The following is an 18,025-nucleotide window of genomic DNA, read 5'->3' as shown; positions in this document are numbered from 1 at the left end:
CCAGGGGCCGACCGTCTAGGGTGGCGTCCATGAGTGAAGTGGAGTCCACCGAGAGGACCGACGACGAGCTCGGCCCGCTGCGCGCCTACCTGACCGCCACGGTGCCCGCCGTGGAGTCGGGCGCGCGGGCGCCGCGCGTCATGCTCGTGGCCTTCGAGGGGTGGAACGACGCCGGCCAGGCCGCCACCAGCGCCCTGGAGACGCTCGTCCGCCAGTGGGAGGCCTTCCAGCGCGCGGACGTCTGCACCGGCGAGTACTACGACTTCCAGGTCACCCGCCCCACCGTGCGGCGCGATGCGGACGGCATGGGCACCATCGAGTGGCCCGCCATGCACGTCCACGAGGCGGTGCTGGACGCCGACGGACGTCCGGTCTCCACCGAGGAGTGCGGCGCGGACGGGCTGCAGCTGCTGCTGTGCTCGGGCGTCGAGCCGAACGTGCGCTGGCGTGCCTTCACCCAGGAGATCCTGCAGGTGGCCGCAGACGAGGGCGTGGACGCCCTGGTGGTCGTGGGTGCGCTGCTGGCCGACGTGCCCCACACCCGTCCGATGCCCGCCCGGGCCTCCTCGCCGATGGGGGATGTGCGCGTCGCCGTCGGTGCAGACCAGCCGACCTATGAGGGGCCTACCGGCATCGTGGGGGTGGTCACGGACACCGCCGCGCGATCCGGCCTGCCGACGCTCTCCCTGTGGGGCATGGTCCCGCACTACGTGGCCCAGTCGCCCTCGCCGAAGACACAGCTGTCCCTGGTGGAGGCGCTCGAGGAGCTGCTCGGCGTCACCGTGGACACCGCCGAGCTCCAGGCGGACGCGGCGCTGTGGCGGCAGTCGGTGGACGAGGTCGCCCAGGACGACGCGGACATCGCCGCCTACGTGCAGCAGCTCGAGGAGGCCACCGACGCCCGCGAGCTGCCGGACGCCTCGGGCGAGGCCATCGCACGGGAGTTCGAGCGCTACCTGCGCGGCCGCCGTCGTTCCTGAGCGGGCACCTCAGCGCAGGCGCAGGCCCAGCAGGGCGTCGGCCACGTCAGCGACGTCCACGTCCTGCCCGGCGCCGATCGGCTCCGCCTCGGGCAGCCGCTCCCCCACGGCCCAGGCGTCCAGCACCTGCAGTGCGGCCGGGGCGTCCAGGTCTGTGGAGAGGGCGGAGACCACAGCGGCGTGCACCGCGGCGCCGTCCCGGCGGGAGTCCTGCAGGAGCGCGGCGCGCCAGGCCGCGACCCGCTCCTGGGCGTGGGTGAGCACGTCCTCGGACCACTGCCAGTCGGAGCGGTAGTGGTGGTCCAGCAGCGCGGCACGGACGGCCACCGCCTCGACGCCGCGGGCGGTGAGGCGGGACACGAGCTCGAGGTTGCCCAGTGACTTGGACATCTTCTGCCCGTCCAGGGCGACCATGCCGGAGTGCAGGTAGGTGTGGGCGAGGTCCTTGCCGTCGATGCCGGTGGCGTGCGCGGCGGAGAACTCGTGGTGCGGGAAGCGCAGGTCCGAGCCGCCGGCCTGGACCGTGAACGGAGCCGGCAGCGTCCGGCGGGCGATCACCGAGCACTCGATGTGCCAGCCGGGACGGCCGCGGCCGAGCGGGCCGCCGTCCCAGACAGGCTCGCCCTCGCGGTGCACGCGCCACAGCAGCGGGTCGAGCGGATCCCGCTTGCCCGGACGCTGCGGGTCGCCGCCGCGCTCCGGGAAGATCTCGGCCATCTCGGCGTCCGTGTGCGCCCCGACCGAGCCGAGGCGCCAGCCGGTGGTCCGCTCGGCGGCGCGGGTGTCGAAGTAGACGTCCCCGTCCGGCTCGCCGTCCCGGCCCGGCACGGTGTACCCCAGGCCCGCGTCCACGAGCGCCTGGACGCCCTCCACGACGGCGGGGACCGTCTCCGTGACGCCGAGGTAGTGGTGCGGCGGGAGCACGTTGAGGGCGGTCATGTCCGAGCGGAACAGGTCCGTCTGCTGCTCGGCGAGCCACTGCCAGTCCACGTCCGTGGCCGTGGCCCGCTCCAGGAGCGGGTCGTCCACGTCGGTCACGTTCTGGGTGTAGGTCACGGCCAGGCCGGCGCCGAGCCAGTAGCGGTGCAGCAGGTCGAACGCCACGTAGGTGTTCGCGTGGCCCAGGTGCGTGGCGTCATAGGGGGTGATGCCGCAGACGTAGAGCGAGGCTGAGCCCTCCGGGTTCCCGGGACGGCGCAGCGTGCCGGTGGCGGTGTCGTGCACCCGCAGGGTGTCCGGATGGGCCGGGAGCGTGGGCACGCCGGGGACGGACCAGGACTGCATGGAGGCCTTTCGAGTCGGAGGCGGTGATTCAGGCGCTGATGAGGCCGGTGCCGAGCATCACGTAGAGACCGAGGCCCAGGGCGATGCGGTACCAGACGAACGGCATGAAGGAGTTCTGGGTGATGAAGCGCATGAGCCAGGCGGTGACGGCGTAGCCCACCGCGAAGGCGATGAGGGTGGCCAGCAGAGTCTCGCCCATGCCGTACGGGCCGGCGGTGGTCGGGTCGCCGACGGACTTGAAGAGCTTGTAGAAGCCGGAGGCGAACACCGCCGGCACGGCCAGCAGGAACGCATAGCGGGCGGCGGCTTCCCGGGCGTATCCGAGGGCCAGGCCCATGGTGATGGTGCCGCCGGAGCGGGAGACTCCCGGGATCAGGGCGAGGGCCTGCGCGAAGCCGTAGAGGATGCCGTCGCGGACGGTGAGCTGCTCGAGGGGCTTGCGCTGGCGGCCGAAGCGGTCGGCGAGGGCGAGGAGGATCGCGAAGACGATCAGCATGGTGGCGGTGACCCACAGGGACCGGAACTCGGTGTCGATCCAGTCCTCCAGCAGCAGGCCGAGGATCGCGATCGGCAGGGAGCCGAGGATGATCAGCCAGCCCATGCGCACGTCCGGATCGGAGTGCGGGACCTTGCCGGACAGCGCCCTGCACCACTGCGCGATGATGCGCGTGATGTCCTTCCAGAAGTAGATCAGCACGGCCAGCTCGGTGCCGATCTGGGTGATGGCGGTGAATGCCGCACCCGGGTCCGCCGCGGAGGGCAGGAACTCGCCCACGATGCGAAGGTGCGCCGAGGACGAGATCGGGAGGAACTCCGTGAGGCCCTGCACCAGGCCCAGAATGACTGCTTCGATCCAACTCACGGGGTCACTCTACGGCACGGCGACGGCCCTGCACCGGGGGCGACGCGCAGGTGTGAACACCCTCTCTGAAAAGGAGGGGCCTCTGGGAAGCCGGCGGCGGTCAGTCCTCGAGGTCGTCGAGCTCCTCGTCGTCGTCATCGTCGTCCTCGAACACTTCGAGCGGGGTGACCTCGCCGGTGCTGGCGTAGAGGGCGTCCTCGTAGGCCTCGAAGGCGTCGGCGATCGAGAAGAACGCGGCCTCGACGGCCGGGTCGTCCTCGCCGCGGCTGTTCTGGACGGCGACCAGGTGCTCGTTGAAGGCGGCGACGAGGGCTTCGAGGGCCAGGCGCGGGTCAGTGCTCATGCGCTCACGGTACCCCCGTCGCGGCGGGCACGGAAGCCCTGCTCTCAGCGCTGCGTCTCTCGCGGCTCGAGGATCCGGGCCAGGACCCGGCAGCCGAACTCGAGGGCGTCGATGGGCACGCGCTCGTCGATGCCGTGGAACAGGGAGGTGAAGTCCAGGTCCGGGGGAAGGCGCAGCGGTGAGAAGCCGTAGCCGGCGATGCCCAGGCGGGACAGGTGCTTGTTGTCCGTGCCGCCGCCGAGCATGAAGGGCAGCACCTCGGCATCCGGGTCCTCCTCCTGCAGGGCCGTGGCCATCAGTTCCACGAGGTCGCCGGAGAACGGGGTCTCCAGGGCGATGTCCCGGTGCTCGTGCTCCACCTGCACCTTCTCCCCCGCCAGGGTCTTGAGGACCTCGAGCGCCTCCTCGTCCGAGCCGGGCAGGGTGCGCATGTCCACGGTGCCGGTGGCGGTGGACGGGATGACGTTGTGCTTGTATCCGCCGCCGAGCCCGGTGGGGTTGGTGGAGGTGCGCAGGGTGCCGGCGACCCAGGTGCCGGCGTGGCCGAGGGCCTCGAGCTGCGGGGTCGGGTCCTGCTCGTCGAACTCGGTGCCGGTGAGCTCGGCGACGGTCTCGAGCAGCTGGCGGGTGGTCTTGGTGTACTCCAGCGGCCACTCGTGGGTGCCGATGCGCTGCATGGCGGCGGCCAGGTGGGTGACGGCATTGTCCGGATGCGGGGCGGAGCCGTGGCCGGGGCGGTCGACTGCCTTGAGGTTCAGCCAGTGGATGCCCTTCTCCGCGGTCTGCACCAGGTAGGCGCGGGTGCTCCCGATCTCGGTGGAGAACCCGCCGACCTCGCTGATGGCCTCGGTGCAGCCGGCGAAGACCTCGGGGTGCTCCCGGACCACGTGGCCGGCACCGTAGACGCCGCCGGCCTCCTCGTCGGCGAAGAAGGCGACCGTGAGCGGACGGCGCGGGCGCTGTCCGGTGCGGGCGAAGTGCAGCAGCGTGGACAGGATCATGGCGTCCATGCCCTTCATGTCCACGGCGCCGCGGCCCCAGATCATGCCGTCCTTGATCTCCGCGCCGAACGGGTCGACGCTCCACTCGGAGGCGTCGGCGGGGACCACGTCCGTGTGCCCGTGCAGGATCAGCCCTGGGGCGTCCGGCTCCCAGCCGGGCAGGTGGCCCACCACGGACACGCGCCCGGGCGAGGATTCGAAGAGCTGCGGCTCCATGCCGGCGGCGCGCATGAGCTCGGCGCAGAGCTCGGCGGCCTCCGGCTCGCCGACGGACACGTTGCCGCCGCGGTTGGTGGTGTCGATGCGGATCAGGTCGCGGCAGATCTGGACGACATCGCGGTACGGGGTCTGCTCCGCACCGGCCTCGGCGTCGGTCGGGATGGTCTGTGCGCTGTTCTCGGACATGCCTTCAGGCTAGCGCCGGAGCCGATCCGCCGTGGCCGGCGGTGTCCCGCGGCGACTCATCATGGCTGGCCGAGACGGCCCGACGACGGTGCCTCACCTGCGTTTTGGCGGTCGCCGAAGCACCGTGGTACAGTTCTCGAGTTGCCCGCGCAGGGCATGGCGGAACGGCCACGGCCGGGTCCGCAACAATGAGCGCGAGTGGCGGAATTGGTAGACGCGCAGCGTTGAGGTCGCTGTGTCCGATAAGGACGTGGGGGTTCAAGTCCCCCTTCGCGCACTGCTCATCGAGGCGAAGGCCCCGGCAGAACTGCCGGGGCCTTCGCCGTGTCCGGCATCTCGTCGGGGCGTGGGCCCTGGACAGTCCCGGTAGTGTGGGGGTGGGCCTCGTGCGCACACGCCCGCGCGTTCAGCGACCGAGGCCTCCCCGCCCGGCCCAGAGCATCCGATGGAGGACACCGGTGAACCGCGCCGCCCAGGACCTTCTCCACCGTCTTGCCCGCCTGCACGGCGTGCAGCCGACCTACGTCGGCCAGGACGGCTCCGACCAGACCGTCGCCGACGACGTCCTCGTGGAGGTGCTCTCCGCCCTCGGCGTGGACGTCCCCTCGGACGGCGTGGTCGCCCTCGACGCCGCGGTGCAGGCCGCCGAGGAGATCGACTGGCGCCGCGTGGTCGCGCCCACGGTGGTGGCGGTCTCCGGCTCGCGGCGTACCGTCCCCCTCACCGTGCGCCCCGGCGCGGAGGTGGCGGCCACCGTGGTCTGCGAGGACGGCAGCCACGTGCTCGCCGGGGCCACCGACTCCCTCGGGGAGCGCCGGAGCGTGGACTCGATCGAGCGCGAGCGGCGCCACCTGCAGCTGCCCGAGTCCCTGCCGGTGGGCTACCACCGTCTGGTGGTGTCCGTGGACGGCCGCACCGTCGCCGAGGCCGCGGTCCTCTGCGCCCCGGAACGGCTCACCACCGCCGAGCCGTTCCTGGCCCGCCGCGGCTGGGGCGCCTCCGCGCAGCTCTACTCGGTGACCTCCTCGGGCTCCTGGGGCATCGGCGACATGCACGACGCCGCCACCGTGGCCGCCGCGGCGGCCGAGCACGGCGCGGACTTCCTGCTGCTCAACCCGCTGCATGCGATCGACCCGGGCCACGCCCCGCTCGACTCGCCCTACTCCCCCGTCAGCCGCCGCTTCCTCAACGTGCAGGTCGTCCGGGTTCCCGAGATCCCGGAGTTCGCGGACCTGCCCGAGGCGGAGCAGCAGCGCTGGCTCTCGGCGGGGGCCGCCCTGCAGGCCGCCGTGGACGCGGGCGGGCCGATCGACCGCGCCGCGGTCGCCGAGGTGCAGTGGCCCGCCCTGCGCGCCGTGCACGCCGTGGGCCGCTCGGCCGAGCGCCAGGCCGCCTATGAGCGCTTCTGCGCCGACCAGGGCCGGGGCCTGGAGGACTTCGCGTCCTGGTGCGCCGTCCGCACCGGCACGGACACCGAGGACGAACGCGACTTCCACCGCTGGTGCCAGTGGGTGGCGGACACGCAGATCGCCGCCGCCCAGGCCGCGGCCGTGTCCTCGGGGATGCGCCTGGGCCTGATGCTGGACCTGGCCGTCGGCGCCGACCGCCACGCCGCAGACCTCGCCCTGCTCGGGGACCAGCTCGTGGAGTCGATGTCCGTCGGCGCTCCCCCGGACATGTACAACCAGCTCGGCCAGGACTGGTCGCAGCACCCATGGCATCCGAAGGCCCTGGCGGACAACGGCTACGCGGGCCTGCGCCAGATGTTGGGCACCGTCATGCGCCATGCAGGCGGCGTCCGCATCGACCACATCCTCGGTCTGTTCCGCCTGTGGTGGGTCCCGGCCGGCCGCGGTCCGCGCGAGGGCGCCTATGTCAGCTACGACCACGAGGCCATGCTGGCCGTGCTGACGATCGAGGCCCAGCGGGCGGGCGTCGTGGTGGTCGGTGAGGACCTGGGGACCTTCGAGCCGTGGGTCCAGCAGGCCCTGGCGGACGCCGGGATCCTGGGCACCACCATCCTCTGGTTCGAGAACCGGGACGGCGTCCCGACCGAGCCCGGCACCCACCGGGCACTGGCCATGGCGGCCGTCAACACCCACGACCTGCCTCCGACCGCCGGCTACCTGGAGGGCGTCCACCTGGACCTGCGCGAATCGCTCGGCCTCGTGGACGGGGACCCCGCGGACGAGCGGGCCGGCCACGAGCACACGGTCGCCGGCTTCCTCGACGCCGCTGCTCAGCTGCCCAGCGATCCCGCGATCGGCCGGCCGTCCGACGAGACCGAGGCGAAGATCCTGGCCCTGCACCGCTTCGCCGCAGGCTCCCCCGCCGCCCTGCACGCGGTGGCCCTGGTGGACGCCGTGGGAGAACGCCGCATCCAGAACCAGCCCGGCACCACCCAGGACCAGTACCGCAACTGGACCGTGCCCCTCGGCGGACCGGACGGCGCCGTGGTGCACGCGGACGAGATCGCGGCGAGCCCGCGGGCGGGCCGACTCTTCGACGCGGTGGACCGCCGTCTGCGCCAGGACGTGCCGGTCGCCGTCCTGGTGGCCTTCCACACCCACCCCCTGGACCAGCCCGGCCAGGGCGACGCCGGGGGCCTGAACACCTATGTCCGCCACGAGGCCGCTGCGCTGGCCCGCACGGGCATGCGGCCGGTCGTGTTCACCCGTGGCACCGGCCCGGATCCGGTGGTGTCCGCGCTGCCGTCCGCGGCCCCGCGCGTGCAGGCGGAGGAGGTGACCGTCGTCGAGGTCCCGGCCGGTCCCGGCGGCGAGCTGTCCAAGGAGGACCTCGCCGCGCACGCGGATGAGTTCGCGGGCAACGCACTGGCCTGGCTGGACCAGGAGGGCCTTGTGGCCGACGAGCAGATCGCCTTCGTCCACGGCCACTACTGGCTCTCCGCTCCGGCCGCCCGACGCATCGCGCAGGCCGCGGACGCACCCTGGCTGCACACCATGCACACCGTGGCCGCCATGAAGATGGCCGCGGACCCGGAGGCGGCCGAGTCGGACGAGCGTCGGGCGGCCGAGCGGGAGATCGCCGCCGGCGCGGACCTGCTGGTGGTGAACTCCCCCGGTGAGGCCCGCACGCTCATGGAGGTGCTGGACGCCCCTCGGCGCCGCATCGTGGTGGCCACCCCCGGCGTGGACACGGACGTCTTCACTCCCGCGGGGCATGCCTGGTGGCCCGGCGGTGAGGCCGAGGACGTGGATCCGTTCGACCCGGAGCTTCGCGTCCTGTTCGCCGGCCGGATCCAGCACCACAAGGGTCCCCAGGTGCTCATCTCCGCGCTGGGCGAGCTGCGCCGCCGTGGCGTGCTCGCCCCGGGCACGGACCGCCTGCGCGCCCACGTCAACGGGGCCCCCTCCGGCGCCGACACCCCGGACCTGGCCGCCCTGGCCGAGGCCGAGGGCGTGGCGGACCTGGTGACCTTCAGCGAGCCGGTCCCGGCCGATCAGCTCGCCGCCCAGTTCCGCGCCGCGGACCTGGTGGCCATGCCGAGCTTCTCCGAGTCCTACGGCCTGGTGGCCCTCGAGGCGCAGGCCTGCGGCACGCCGGTGCTCGCCCACCGCACCGGAGGGCTGGTGCATGCGGTGGCAGACGGCGCCACCGGGCGCCTCGTCCGGCAGAACACGCCTCAGGCCTGGGCGGATGCCCTGGAGCGGGTCCTCCAGGATCCGGCCTCCTGGCGCGCCATGTCCGGCGAGGCCGAGCGCCGGGCCCGCTCCCACACCTGGGACGACTACGCCCGCCGCCTGCGCGCAGCGGTCGCCGGGCTCTGAACGGGACGGCCGGCACCGGTCGTCTCCTCGGACGGCGACCTGCCCGGGTCCTGTCCCGCCCCCGCGCTTCACGACGACGGCCCCCGTCACCTTCTCTGCGGTGACGGGGGCCGTCCGGTCTGCCTCACACGAGGCCTCGGTGCGAGTGGGGCCGGGTCAGGCCTCGCTCGGGGCGATCGTGCCGGTGAAGTGCCGGCGGCCCCTGCGGGCGTTCCAGCCGGTCACCTCCGTGATGCCCGCGGCCGGATGGGCGTAGGCGACCGCGACGGTGCCGGGCAGCTGGACCGGGGCGTCGAAGCCGATCTCCCAGCGGAAGCCCGCTGCGGCCGGCTCGCGGCCGGCGAGCATCTTCGCAGCGAGGTACATGCCGTGGGCGATGGCGCCCTTCATGCCGAGCGCCTTGGCGGTGGGGCCGCTCAGGTGGATCGGGTTGTAGTCGCCGGAGACGGCTGCGTACTTTCGGCCTGCGCCGCCGTCGAAGCGCCACTGCCCGGTCATGCCGGGAGCGGTGAACTCCTCGCGGGCCGGACGCTCGGGCCGCTCACCGCGGTGCACGCCCTTGGCCAGGTAGCGGGAGACGCCCTCCCAGAGGACCTCGCGGGTCTCCGGGTCCGTGACGGTGACGGTCAGGTCCACCGCGGTGCCGGCGTGGTGGGCCACCAGCTCGGAGGCCCGGGCGGTGATGTCCAGCGGCACGTCCACGGGGACCGGGCGGTGGTGGAACACCGTGTTGGTCAGGTGCACCATGCCCATCAGCGGCAGCGGGAAGGACTCGTCCGCCATCAGGTGCATCGCGGCGGGGAAGGCCTCGATGTGCACCAGCACGGAGGGCACGGACTCGGGTTCGCCGACGCCGAGCAGGCGGCGGTAGGCGTCCAGGGACTCCGCAGAGATGCGGTGTCCGCGCACGAGAACCGGCGCGGCGGGCAGATCCGCGGGACGACGCCGCCTGGTGACGGCGTCCTTGGCGGCCTGGCCGAAGGCGGCCCGGTAGCAGGCGGCCAGGGACGGCATGGTCTGCAGCTCGGTCATCTCAGGCTCCCATCATGGCCTGGCCGCACACGCGCAGCGTGTTGCCGTTGGTGCCGCCGGCGGCGTCGGAGACGAGGAAGGCGATGGCCTCGGCCACGTCCACCGGCGTGCCGCCCTGGCTCAGGGAGTTGATGCGGCGGCCGACCTCGCGGGTGAGCAGCGGGATCTTCGCGGTCATCTCGGTCTCGATGAAGCCGGGGGCCACGGCGTTGATGGTGCCGCCGCGGGCGGCCAGCAGCGGCGCAGTGGCGGCCGCCAGGCCCATCACGCCGGACTTGGAGGCGGCGTAGTTGGTCTGGCCGCGGTTGCCGGCGATGCCGGAGGTGGAGGCCAGGGTGACGATGCGCAGGCCCTCGCCCACCACGTCCTTCGCGTCCTCCGCCAGGAACGCCTCGTTCATGCGCAGCTGGGACAGGGTGTTCACGGCCAGGACGGAGTCCCAGCGGGCCGCGTCCATGTTGGCGAGCATCTTGTCCCGGGTGATGCCGGCGTTGTGCACCACGATGTCCATGCGGCCGTGACGCGAACGGCAGTGCTCGAGGATCCTGGCGCCGGCGTCCTCGGCGGTGATGTCCAGCGGCAGGGCGGTGCCGCCGAGCTCGTTCACCACGGCTGTGAGGGACTCGCCGGCGGCCGGGACGTCCACGCCCACCACGGTCGCGCCGTCCCGGGCGAGGGTGCGGATGATGGCCGCACCGATGCCGCGGGCGGCGCCGGTGACCACGGCCACCTTCCCGGCCAGCGGACGGTCGGGGTCCTCCGGGAGGCGACCGGCCGTCGTCGTGACCGGGAGGAACTGGCCGGAGACGTAGGCCGAGCGACCGGAGAGCAGGAACCGCAGGGCGCCGGCGGCGCCCGGGGCGTCCAGGCCCACGCCGTCACCGAGCTGGATGCCGTTGGCGGTGCCGCCGGCGCGCATCTCGTGGGCGAGGGACCGGGTCAGGCCGGTGATGCCCTGGCGGGCGGCGCGGGCGGCCGGGTCCTCGGCCACCGAGGCGGCCTCCGGGTCCTCGGCCACGGTGACCACACGGGAGTTCGTCGCCAGCTGACGGAGGGTGCCGCCCAGGTCGAGGACGGTCTCGCCGATGGCCGCGGGGGTGTCGATGCCGTCGAAGCAGGCCACCACGGCGGCGTACTTCACGGACTCGGCACGGGAGGTCTGGACCTCCACGCCCCAGCCGGTCAGCAGGCGGGCGGCGGCCTCGGCGGCGGGGGTGCCGCCGAGCACGAGCGCCGGGCCCTCGAGCAGCGGGGCGCCCGGGGTGTGCCGGCGCAGCTGGACGGGCATCGGCAGGCCGAGGGCCTTGGCGAGCCTCTTGCCGACGGCGGAGTCGACGAAGGTGCCGTACGGGTCGTTCATCAGATCAGTCCTTCTTCAGTCGGTCTCGACGGTCGGTTCGGCTCAGCGGCCGCGCATCAGGGCGACGACGCCCTGGCCGCCGGCGGCGCACACGGAGATCAGGCCGAGGGAGCCCTCGCCCTTCTCGTGGAGCATCTTGGCCAGCAGGGCGGTGATGCGGCCGCCGGTGGCCGCGAACGGGTGGCCGGCGGCCAGGGAGGAGCCGTGCACGTTGAGCTTGGCGCGGTCCACGGTGCCGAAGGCGCCGTCCAGGCCGAGGCGGGAGCGGCAGAACTCCTCGTCCTCCCAGGCCTTCATGGTGGAGAGCACGGTGCCGGCGAAGGCCTCGTGGATCTCGATGAAGTCCAGGTCCTCCAGGGTCAGGCCGTGGCGGCCCAGCAGACGCGGGACGGCGTACACCGGGGCCATGAGCAGGCCCTCGTCCCCGTCCACGAAGTCCACGGCGGCGATCTCGTGGTCCACGAACTCGGCCAGCACGGGCAGGCGACGCTCGGCGGCCCACTGCTCCGAGGAGACCAGCACGGCCGAGGCGCCGTCGGTGAGCGGAGTGGAGTTGGCGGCCGTCATGGTGGCCTCCTCCCCCAGGTGGCGGCCGAACGCCGGCTTGAGGCGGCCGAGCTTCTCCAGGGTGGAGTCACCGCGGAGGTTGTTGTCCTTGGCCAGGCCTCGGAACGGGGTGACCAGGTCGTCCATGTAGCCGGAGTCGTAGGCGGCGGCCAGGTTCTGGTGGGAGGCGAGAGCGAGCTCGTCCTGCTCGGCGCGGGTCACGCCCCAGTCGTGGGTGGTCAGGGCCTGATGCTCGCCCATGGCCAGGCCGGTGCGGGGCTCACCGGCCCCGGCGGGCTCCGGGACGAGGTGGCCCGGGCGGAGGTCCTTGAGAGCGGCGAGGCGCTCCTTGCCGGTGCGGGCGGCGTTGAGGCGCAGGAGCACACGGCGCAGGCCGTCCGAGACGGAGATCGGCGAGTCGGAGATGGAGTCCACGCCGCCGCCGATGCCGGAGTCGATCTGGCCCAGGCGGATCTTGTCCGCGAGGATGCCGAGGGCCTCCATGCCGGTGGCGCAGGCGACCTGCAGGTCCATGGCCGGGGTGTCATGGGACAGCGACGAGCCGAGCACGGACTCGCGGGTGAGGTTGAAGTTGCGCGGATGCTTGAGCACGGCGCCGGCGGCGACCTGGCCGAGGCGCTCTCCCTGCAGGCCGCAGCGGGCGACGAGACCCTCGATGGCCGCGGTCAGCATGTCCTGGTTGGACGCGTCCGCGTAGGCGGTGTTGGCACGGGCGAACGGGATGCGGTTGCCGCCGACCACGACGGCCTTGCGCAGCGGGCCGCCGGCGACGGCGGGACGGGAATCGGTGGCGTCGGTGACGGTCACGTCGGTCTCCTTCGAGGGGCAGGCGCGTCCGCGTGAAGAGGGGACGTCGCCAGGGCGAACGGTGTTTCCGCAACCGAGAGTACCTGATACGGTGGGTTCCGTGAAGTCACACACATCCTCGCTGCGCGACGGGCGTCATGCCCGCTGGGACGAGCATCGCCGCCTGCGACGCCGCGCGCTCCTTCGGGCCACCCGTGAGGCCGTGCATGACCTGGGCCCCCACCCCTCCATGGAGGAGATCGCCGCCCACGCCGGCACCTCCAAGTCCGTGTTCTACCGGTACTTCAGGGACAAGGCGGGCCTGCAGGAGGCTGTCTCGCAGGAGGCCATCGCTCTGATGGAGCGGCGCCTGCTCGAAGCGGTGGGAACCTCCTCGGACCCCCGCCTGGCCTTGGGCGCCATGGTCGAGACCTACCTGCGGATGGCCGACTCCTCTCCGCATGTGTACGCCTTCTCCGTGCAGTCGGCCCACGGGCTGCAGGACGGCGCCGACGCGCAGACGCTCCACGGCTTCTTCGAGCGCATGCACCAGGCCCTGGAGGAGCGGCTGCGCGCCCATCTCGCCGCCGCCGGGCGCGAGGCACCCGCCAACGGCGACCCCCTGCTGCTGTGGCCCACCGCCGCGCTCGGCATGGTCAAGGCCGCCGGCGAGGCCTGGCTCTCCGCGTCCGGCGTGCCCGGCCGCGCCACGGCGGAGCAGACCGCCGCCCAGATCACCGGCTGGCTGCTCAACGGCCTGACCGGATCCACCACATCCACCACATCCGCCCTTTCCCGCACGCAAAGGAGCACCTCATGACCGCCGCAGAGCCCACGACCGGGACCCCCGCCACCGACCCCACGGACTCCGTTCCCCACGACATCGATCAGATCGCCCCGGAGCACCCGGAAGCCGGCGCCCTCGATGGAGCCGCCCTCCAGGAGGCGCTGCTGGGACGGTGGGCCGACGTCCGCCGCGCCTCCCGCGCCCTGATGAAGGATCCGGCGCTGCACCGCGACCCCCTGCTCGGCATGGACGAGCACCGTGAGCGCGTGCTGGACCAGCTGAGGATCCTCGTGGACAACGACGCCATCGCCCGCGCCTTCCCGGCCAGGTTCGGCGGTGAGGACGCGCACGGCGCCTCCGTGGCGGCGTTCTCGGACATCGTCACCGCGGATCCCTCCCTGCAGATCAAGGCCGGCGTCCAGTGGGGCCTGTTCTCCTCGGCGATCCTGCACCTGGGCACCGCCGAGCACCATGAGAAGTGGCTGCCGGATGCCCTCACCCTGCAGCTGCCCGGCGCGTTCGCCATGACGGAGATCGGCCACGGCTCGGACGTGGCCTCCATCGCGACCACGGCCACCTATGACGAGGCCTCCGAGGAGTTCGTGATCCACACGCCGTTCAAGGGCGCATGGAAGGACTACCTGGGCAACGCGGCACTGCACGGCCGTGCCGCCACGGTGTTCGCCCAGCTGATCACCAAGGGCGTCAACCACGGGGTGCACTGCTTCTTCGTGCCGATCCGTGACGAGGACGGGAACTTCCTGCCGGGTGTCGGCGGCGAAGACGACGGTCTCAAGGGCGGCCTCAACGGCATCGACAACGGCCGACTGCACTTCACCGAGGTCCGCATCCCGCGCACCAACCTGCTGAACCGCTACGGCGATGTGGCCGCGGACGGCACCTACTCCTCCCCCATCGCCTCCCCGGGCCGCCGCTTCTTCACCATGCTCGGCACCCTCGTGCAGGGGCGTGTCTCGCTGTCCCTGTCCGCCACGGGCGCCTCCTTCCTCGGCCTGCAGGGCGCGATCACCTACGGCAACCAGCGCCGCCAGTTCAACGCGTCCTCCCCGGACCGCGAGGAGGTGCTGATGGACTACCAGAACCATCAGCGCCGCCTGATCGACCGCCTCGCCCGCACCTACGCGGACGCCTTCTCCGCCAACGAGCTGCTGGAGAAGTTCGACGAGGTCTTCTCCGGCCGCGGAGACACCGACCATCACCGCCAGGAGCTCGAGACCCTCGCGGCGGCGGTGAAGCCGGTGACCACCTGGAACGCCCTGGACACCCTCCAGGAGGCCCGCGAGGCCTGCGGCGGCCAGGGATTCATGGCGCGCAACCGGGTCACCCAGCTGCGCGCGGACCTGGACGTCTTCGTCACCTTCGAGGGGGACAACAACGTCCTGCTCCAGCTGGTGGGCAAGCGACTGCTCACGGACTACTCGAAGGAGTTCGGCCGCCTCGACGTCGGCGCCGTGTCCAAGTACGTGGCCAGCCAGGCCTCCGAGGCCCTGCACCGGGCCGGCCTGCACAAGGTGGTCCAGTCCGTGTCCGACCGCTCGGACGAGCGCCGCTCGGCGAACTGGTTCAAGGACCCGCAGGTCCAGCAGAGCCTGCTGACGGATCGGGTGCGCTCGAAGACCGCGGACATCGCCGGCACCCTGCAGAAGGTGCGCGGCAAGGACCAGGCCGCGCAGGCCGCCGCCTTCAACTCCCGTCAGCACGAGCTGATCGAGGTCGCCCGCGACCACGCCGCCCTGCTGCAGTGGGAGGCCTTCACCCGGGCCGTCGAGGGCATCGAGGACGAGCACACCCGCACGGTGCTCACCTGGCTGCGCGACCTCTTCGCGCTGCGCACGGTGGAGGACGACCTCGGCTGGTACGTGGCCCACGGCCGCGTGTCCTCCCAGCGCGCCCGGGCCCTGCGCGGCTACATCAACCGCCTCGCCGAGCGCCTTCGCCCCTTCGCCCAGGAGCTGGTGGAGGCCTACGGCCTGGAGCAGGAGCACCTGCGCATGGAGCTGACCACCGATGAGGAGCACGCGCGTCAGGCGGAGGCCCACGCCCACTACGCGGAGCTGGGCGCCTCGGGTGACGCCCCGGTCCACGAGCGCACCCTGCGCGCCCGGCAGAAGGCGGCGAAGAAGGCGAACAAGTCCGACGCCTGAGCCTGACGTGACCCGGTCCGGCCGGGTCCTGCCCTTCGCGACGACGGCCGCCCACCTCAGCCTGAGGCGGGCGGCCGTTCGCGTGGGGCCGGGTCAGCGCAGGACGGTCCGGTAGACCTCGAGGGTGCGCTCGGCGATGGTCTCCCAGGAGAAGTGCTCGATGGCCCGGGTGCGACCGGCCTCGCCCATGGCGGCGGCCTTCTCCGGGTCGGAGAGCACCTGGGTGAGGGCGGCGGCGAAGTCGGCCACGAAGGCGTCCTCGTCGACGGGGGTGCCGGTGCCGTCGTCCTCCTGCTCGATGTCCACGAGCAGCCCGGTGGTGCCGTGGTCCACGACCTCGGGAATGCCGCCGACGCGGGAGGCGACCACGGCGGTGCCGCAGGCCATGGCCTCGAGGTTGACAATGCCCAGCGGCTCGTAGACGGACGGGCAGGCGAACACGGTGGCCTGGGACAGGATCTCCATGACCTCCTGGCGGGGCAGCATGCCCTCGATCACCACGACGCCGTCGCGCTTCTCACGCAGCTGGGCGAACAGGGCGTCGACCTCCTTCGCCAGCTCCGGAGTGTCCGGGGCGCCGACGCAGAGGACGAGCTGGACCTCCTCCGGCAGCTGCAGGGCGGCCTTGAGCAGCAGCGGCACGCCCTTCTGGCGGGTGATGCGGCCGACGAAGGCCACGGACGGCCGGTCCGGGTCGATGCCGTGCTCGGCCAGGGCCCCCTGGGAGGTCTGCGGCGTCCAGAGCTTCGTGTCGATGCCGTTGTGCACCACGTGCACCCGGGCCGGGTCGACCTGCGGGTAGCACCTCAGGATGTCCCGGCGCATGCCCTCGGAGACGGCGATGACGGCGTCCGCGGCGTGGTAGGCGGTGGACTCGGCCCAGCTGGAGACGCGGTAGCCGCCGCCGAGCTGCTCGGCCTTCCACGGGCGCAGCGGCTCGAGGGAGTGGGCGGAGAGCACGTGCGGGGCGTCGTGCAGCAGGGCGCCGAGGTGGCCGGCCATGTTGGCGTACCAGGTGTGCGAGTGGATGACGTCCGCTCCGGCGAACGACTCGAGCATGGTCAGGTCGGTGGCGAGGGTCTGGACGGCGCCGTTGGTCTGCTCGAAGCCGGACGGCGTCGGGTAGGTCAGCACCTGGGCCCCGTGGAAGTCGGCGTCGCGGGGGTCGCCGAAGGCGTGGACGCGGACGTCGGCGCGTGCGGCGAGGACGCGGGTCAGCTCCGCGACGTGGACGCCGGCTCCGCCGTAGACGGCCGGGGGGAACTCTTTGCTCACGATGTCGATGCGCACGCCTCCAACCTAGTCCAGCGCCGAACCGTGCCGATAGTCTGGCGGTACCGGACATCGGTGCGATGCCGGCATCTCAGCCAGCAGGAAGGGAGTCCTCGTTCCATGGTCCAGAAGAAGGTCCTCTCGATCGTCCTGGCCGGAGGTGAGGGCAAGCGTCTGATGCCGCTGACCGCGGACCGCGCCAAGCCGGCCGTGCCCTTCGGCGGCGCCTACCGGCTCATCGACTTCGCCCTGTCCAACCTCGTGAACTCGCGCTACCGCGAGATCGTGGTGCTGACCCAGTACAAGTCGCATTCCCTGGACCGCCACATCTCCGAGACCTGGCGGATGTCCACGCTGCTGAACAACTACGTGGCGTCGGTGCCGGCGCAGCAGCGCCGCGGCAAGGACTGGTTCCTCGGCTCGGCGAACGCCATCTACCAGTCGATGAACCTGATCCAGGACGCCCGCCCGGACATCGTGGTGGTGATCGGCGCGGACCACGTCTACCACATGGACTTCCAGCAGATGGTGGACCAGCACATCGCCTCGGGCGCGAAGGCCACCGTGGCCGCGGTGCGCCAGCCGCTTCAGATGTCCTCCTCCTTCGGCGTCATCGAGACCGCGGAGACCGACCGGCAGCGGATCGCCCGTTTCGTGGAGAAGCCGGACTCGACCCCCGGCCTGCCGGACGACCCGAACGCGTTCCTCGCCTCCATGGGCAACTACGTGTTCGACACGGACGCCCTCGTGGAGGCCCTGAACCGTGACGCCGAGGACGAGGACTCCACGCATGACATGGGCGGGGACATCATCCCCTGGTTCGTGGAGCGCGGCGAGGCAGGGGTGTACGACTTCACCGCCAACGAGATCCCGGGCGCCCGCTCCTGCCAGCACTACTGGCGGGACGTCGGCACCCTCGACTCCTACTACGACGCCCACATGGACCTGGTCCAGCCGGTGCCGGAGTTCAACCTCTACAACCGGGACTGGCCGCTGTACACCCGGCAGTCCGTGTCCCCGCCGGCCAAGCTGGTCCGCTCGGCCTCGAAGCGCCCGGGCACCGCGGTGGACTCGCTGCTGGCCCAGGGCGTGGTCGTCTCCGGCGGCACCGTGGCCCAGTCCGTGGTGTCCACGGACTGCCGGATCCTCGACGAGGCATGGGTGGAGCAGTCCGTGCTGCTGGACTCCGTGGTGATCTCCGAGGGCGCCCAGGTGCGCAACGCGATCCTGGACAAGAACGTGGTGGTTCCGCCGGGCGTGCGCATCGGCTTCGACCGCGCCGAGGACGAGGCCCGCGGATTCACGGTCACCGCGTCCGGCCTGACGGTCATCCCGAAGAACCAGGCCGTCCCGGCCTGACCCGGCCGTGTCCCCGACAGACCCGACCCGA

At 72.4% G+C, this 18,025-nt stretch carries 13 protein-coding genes and 1 tRNA gene; 6 read left to right on the top strand and 8 right to left on the bottom strand.

Annotated elements, in window-relative coordinates:
• The first annotated feature begins 29 nt into the window (after positions 1-29).
• On the top strand, positions 30-980 hold the full coding sequence (locus tag MLY01S_RS07280) for a PAC2 family protein (RefSeq protein ID WP_067190739.1): 951 nt from the start codon (positions 30-32) through the stop codon (positions 978-980).
• 9 nt (positions 981-989) lie between these two features.
• On the opposite strand, the gene mshC is transcribed toward MLY01S_RS07280, so the two are convergent.
• The 4 genes from mshC to MLY01S_RS07260 form a co-directional block, all read right to left on the bottom strand.
• Positions 990-2,264 carry a cysteine--1-D-myo-inosityl 2-amino-2-deoxy-alpha-D-glucopyranoside ligase gene (mshC, locus tag MLY01S_RS07275; protein WP_067190736.1) on the bottom strand — a complete coding sequence of 425 codons (1,275 nt, stop codon included), beginning with the start codon at positions 2,262-2,264 and terminating at the stop codon, positions 990-992.
• Between the two features lie 28 nt (positions 2,265-2,292).
• A complete protein-coding gene (locus MLY01S_RS07270; protein WP_067190734.1) occupies positions 2,293-3,126 on the bottom strand; it encodes an undecaprenyl-diphosphate phosphatase in 834 nt (277 codons plus the stop codon).
• 100 nt (positions 3,127-3,226) lie between these two features.
• Positions 3,227-3,469, bottom strand: coding sequence for a hypothetical protein (locus tag MLY01S_RS07265; protein WP_067190732.1), 243 nt, complete (start codon positions 3,467-3,469; stop codon positions 3,227-3,229).
• Between the two features lie 44 nt (positions 3,470-3,513).
• Positions 3,514-4,875 carry a M20/M25/M40 family metallo-hydrolase gene (locus tag MLY01S_RS07260; protein ID WP_082739825.1) on the bottom strand — a complete coding sequence of 454 codons (1,362 nt, stop codon included), beginning with the start codon at positions 4,873-4,875 and terminating at the stop codon, positions 3,514-3,516.
• Between the two features lie 192 nt (positions 4,876-5,067).
• On the opposite strand from MLY01S_RS07260, the gene MLY01S_RS07255 reads away from it, so the two are divergent.
• A tRNA-Leu gene (locus MLY01S_RS07255) sits at positions 5,068-5,152 on the top strand.
• A 181-nt stretch (positions 5,153-5,333) separates the two neighbouring features.
• Complete coding sequence (locus tag MLY01S_RS07250; protein WP_245232064.1) at positions 5,334-8,666, top strand: 4-alpha-glucanotransferase; 3,333 nt, start codon at positions 5,334-5,336, stop codon at positions 8,664-8,666.
• A 156-nt stretch (positions 8,667-8,822) separates the two neighbouring features.
• Here the strand turns inward: MLY01S_RS07250 and MLY01S_RS07245 are convergent, their stop codons facing one another.
• Genes MLY01S_RS07245 through MLY01S_RS07235 form a run of 3 tightly spaced genes read right to left on the bottom strand, consistent with a single transcriptional unit; the run spans position 8,823 to position 12,432 of the window.
• Entirely contained in the window at positions 8,823-9,698 is an 876-nt protein-coding gene (locus MLY01S_RS07245) for a MaoC/PaaZ C-terminal domain-containing protein (protein WP_067190730.1), read from the bottom strand.
• Position 9,699: 1 nt separating this feature from the next.
• Positions 9,700-11,058 (bottom strand): 3-oxoacyl-ACP reductase, encoded by a 1,359-nt coding sequence (locus MLY01S_RS07240; protein WP_067190728.1) that lies wholly within the window; start codon positions 11,056-11,058, stop codon positions 9,700-9,702.
• Between the two features lie 42 nt (positions 11,059-11,100).
• Positions 11,101-12,432: an acetyl-CoA C-acetyltransferase gene (locus MLY01S_RS07235; RefSeq protein WP_067190726.1), complete on the bottom strand. Its 1,332-nt coding sequence runs from the start codon at positions 12,430-12,432 to the stop codon at positions 11,101-11,103.
• Between the two features lie 100 nt (positions 12,433-12,532).
• On the opposite strand from MLY01S_RS07235, the gene MLY01S_RS07230 reads away from it, so the two are divergent.
• Together MLY01S_RS07230 and MLY01S_RS07225 are read left to right on the top strand one after the other, a co-directional pair.
• Positions 12,533-13,231: a TetR/AcrR family transcriptional regulator gene (locus MLY01S_RS07230; RefSeq protein WP_167635488.1), complete on the top strand. Its 699-nt coding sequence runs from the start codon at positions 12,533-12,535 to the stop codon at positions 13,229-13,231.
• Positions 13,228-15,363 carry an acyl-CoA dehydrogenase family protein gene (locus tag MLY01S_RS07225; protein WP_067190722.1) on the top strand — a complete coding sequence of 712 codons (2,136 nt, stop codon included), beginning with the start codon at positions 13,228-13,230 and terminating at the stop codon, positions 15,361-15,363. Before MLY01S_RS07230 ends, MLY01S_RS07225 begins: the two co-directional genes overlap by 4 nt.
• Positions 15,364-15,456: 93 nt before the next feature.
• Here MLY01S_RS07225 and glgA read toward each other — a convergent pair whose 3' ends face one another.
• Positions 15,457-16,653: a glycogen synthase gene (glgA, locus tag MLY01S_RS07220; protein WP_067190720.1), complete on the bottom strand. Its 1,197-nt coding sequence runs from the start codon at positions 16,651-16,653 to the stop codon at positions 15,457-15,459.
• Between the two features lie 102 nt (positions 16,654-16,755).
• On the opposite strand from glgA, the gene glgC reads away from it, so the two are divergent.
• Positions 16,756-17,994 (top strand): glucose-1-phosphate adenylyltransferase, encoded by a 1,239-nt coding sequence (gene glgC, locus MLY01S_RS07215; RefSeq protein WP_067190718.1) that lies wholly within the window; start codon positions 16,756-16,758, stop codon positions 17,992-17,994.
• Positions 17,995-18,025: the final 31 nt, after the last annotated feature.

Source organism: Micrococcus lylae NBRC 15355 (assembly GCF_001570885.1).
In the GTDB taxonomy this organism is placed as follows: domain Bacteria; phylum Actinomycetota; class Actinomycetes; order Actinomycetales; family Micrococcaceae; genus Micrococcus; species Micrococcus lylae.
Note: the sequence above shows the minus strand (reverse complement) of the source record. Positions and strands in the feature narration are given on the sequence as shown.

Excerpts from the sequence above, each read along its gene's own strand:
- MLY01S_RS07280 (WP_067190739.1), top strand. The coding sequence starts at position 30 with ATGAGTGAAGTGGAGTCCACCGAGAGGACCGACGACGAGCTCGGCCCG.
- mshC (WP_067190736.1), bottom strand. The coding sequence starts at position 2,264 with ATGCAGTCCTGGTCCGTCCCCGGCGTGCCCACGCTCCCGGCCCATCCG.
- MLY01S_RS07265 (WP_067190732.1), bottom strand. The coding sequence starts at position 3,469 with ATGAGCACTGACCCGCGCCTGGCCCTCGAAGCCCTCGTCGCCGCCTTC.
- MLY01S_RS07260 (WP_082739825.1), bottom strand. The coding sequence starts at position 4,875 with ATGTCCGAGAACAGCGCACAGACCATCCCGACCGACGCCGAGGCCGGT.
- MLY01S_RS07245 (WP_067190730.1), bottom strand. The coding sequence starts at position 9,698 with ATGACCGAGCTGCAGACCATGCCGTCCCTGGCCGCCTGCTACCGGGCC.
- MLY01S_RS07240 (WP_067190728.1), bottom strand. The coding sequence starts at position 11,058 with ATGAACGACCCGTACGGCACCTTCGTCGACTCCGCCGTCGGCAAGAGG.
- MLY01S_RS07225 (WP_067190722.1), top strand. The coding sequence starts at position 13,228 with ATGACCGCCGCAGAGCCCACGACCGGGACCCCCGCCACCGACCCCACG.
- glgC (WP_067190718.1), top strand. The coding sequence starts at position 16,756 with ATGGTCCAGAAGAAGGTCCTCTCGATCGTCCTGGCCGGAGGTGAGGGC.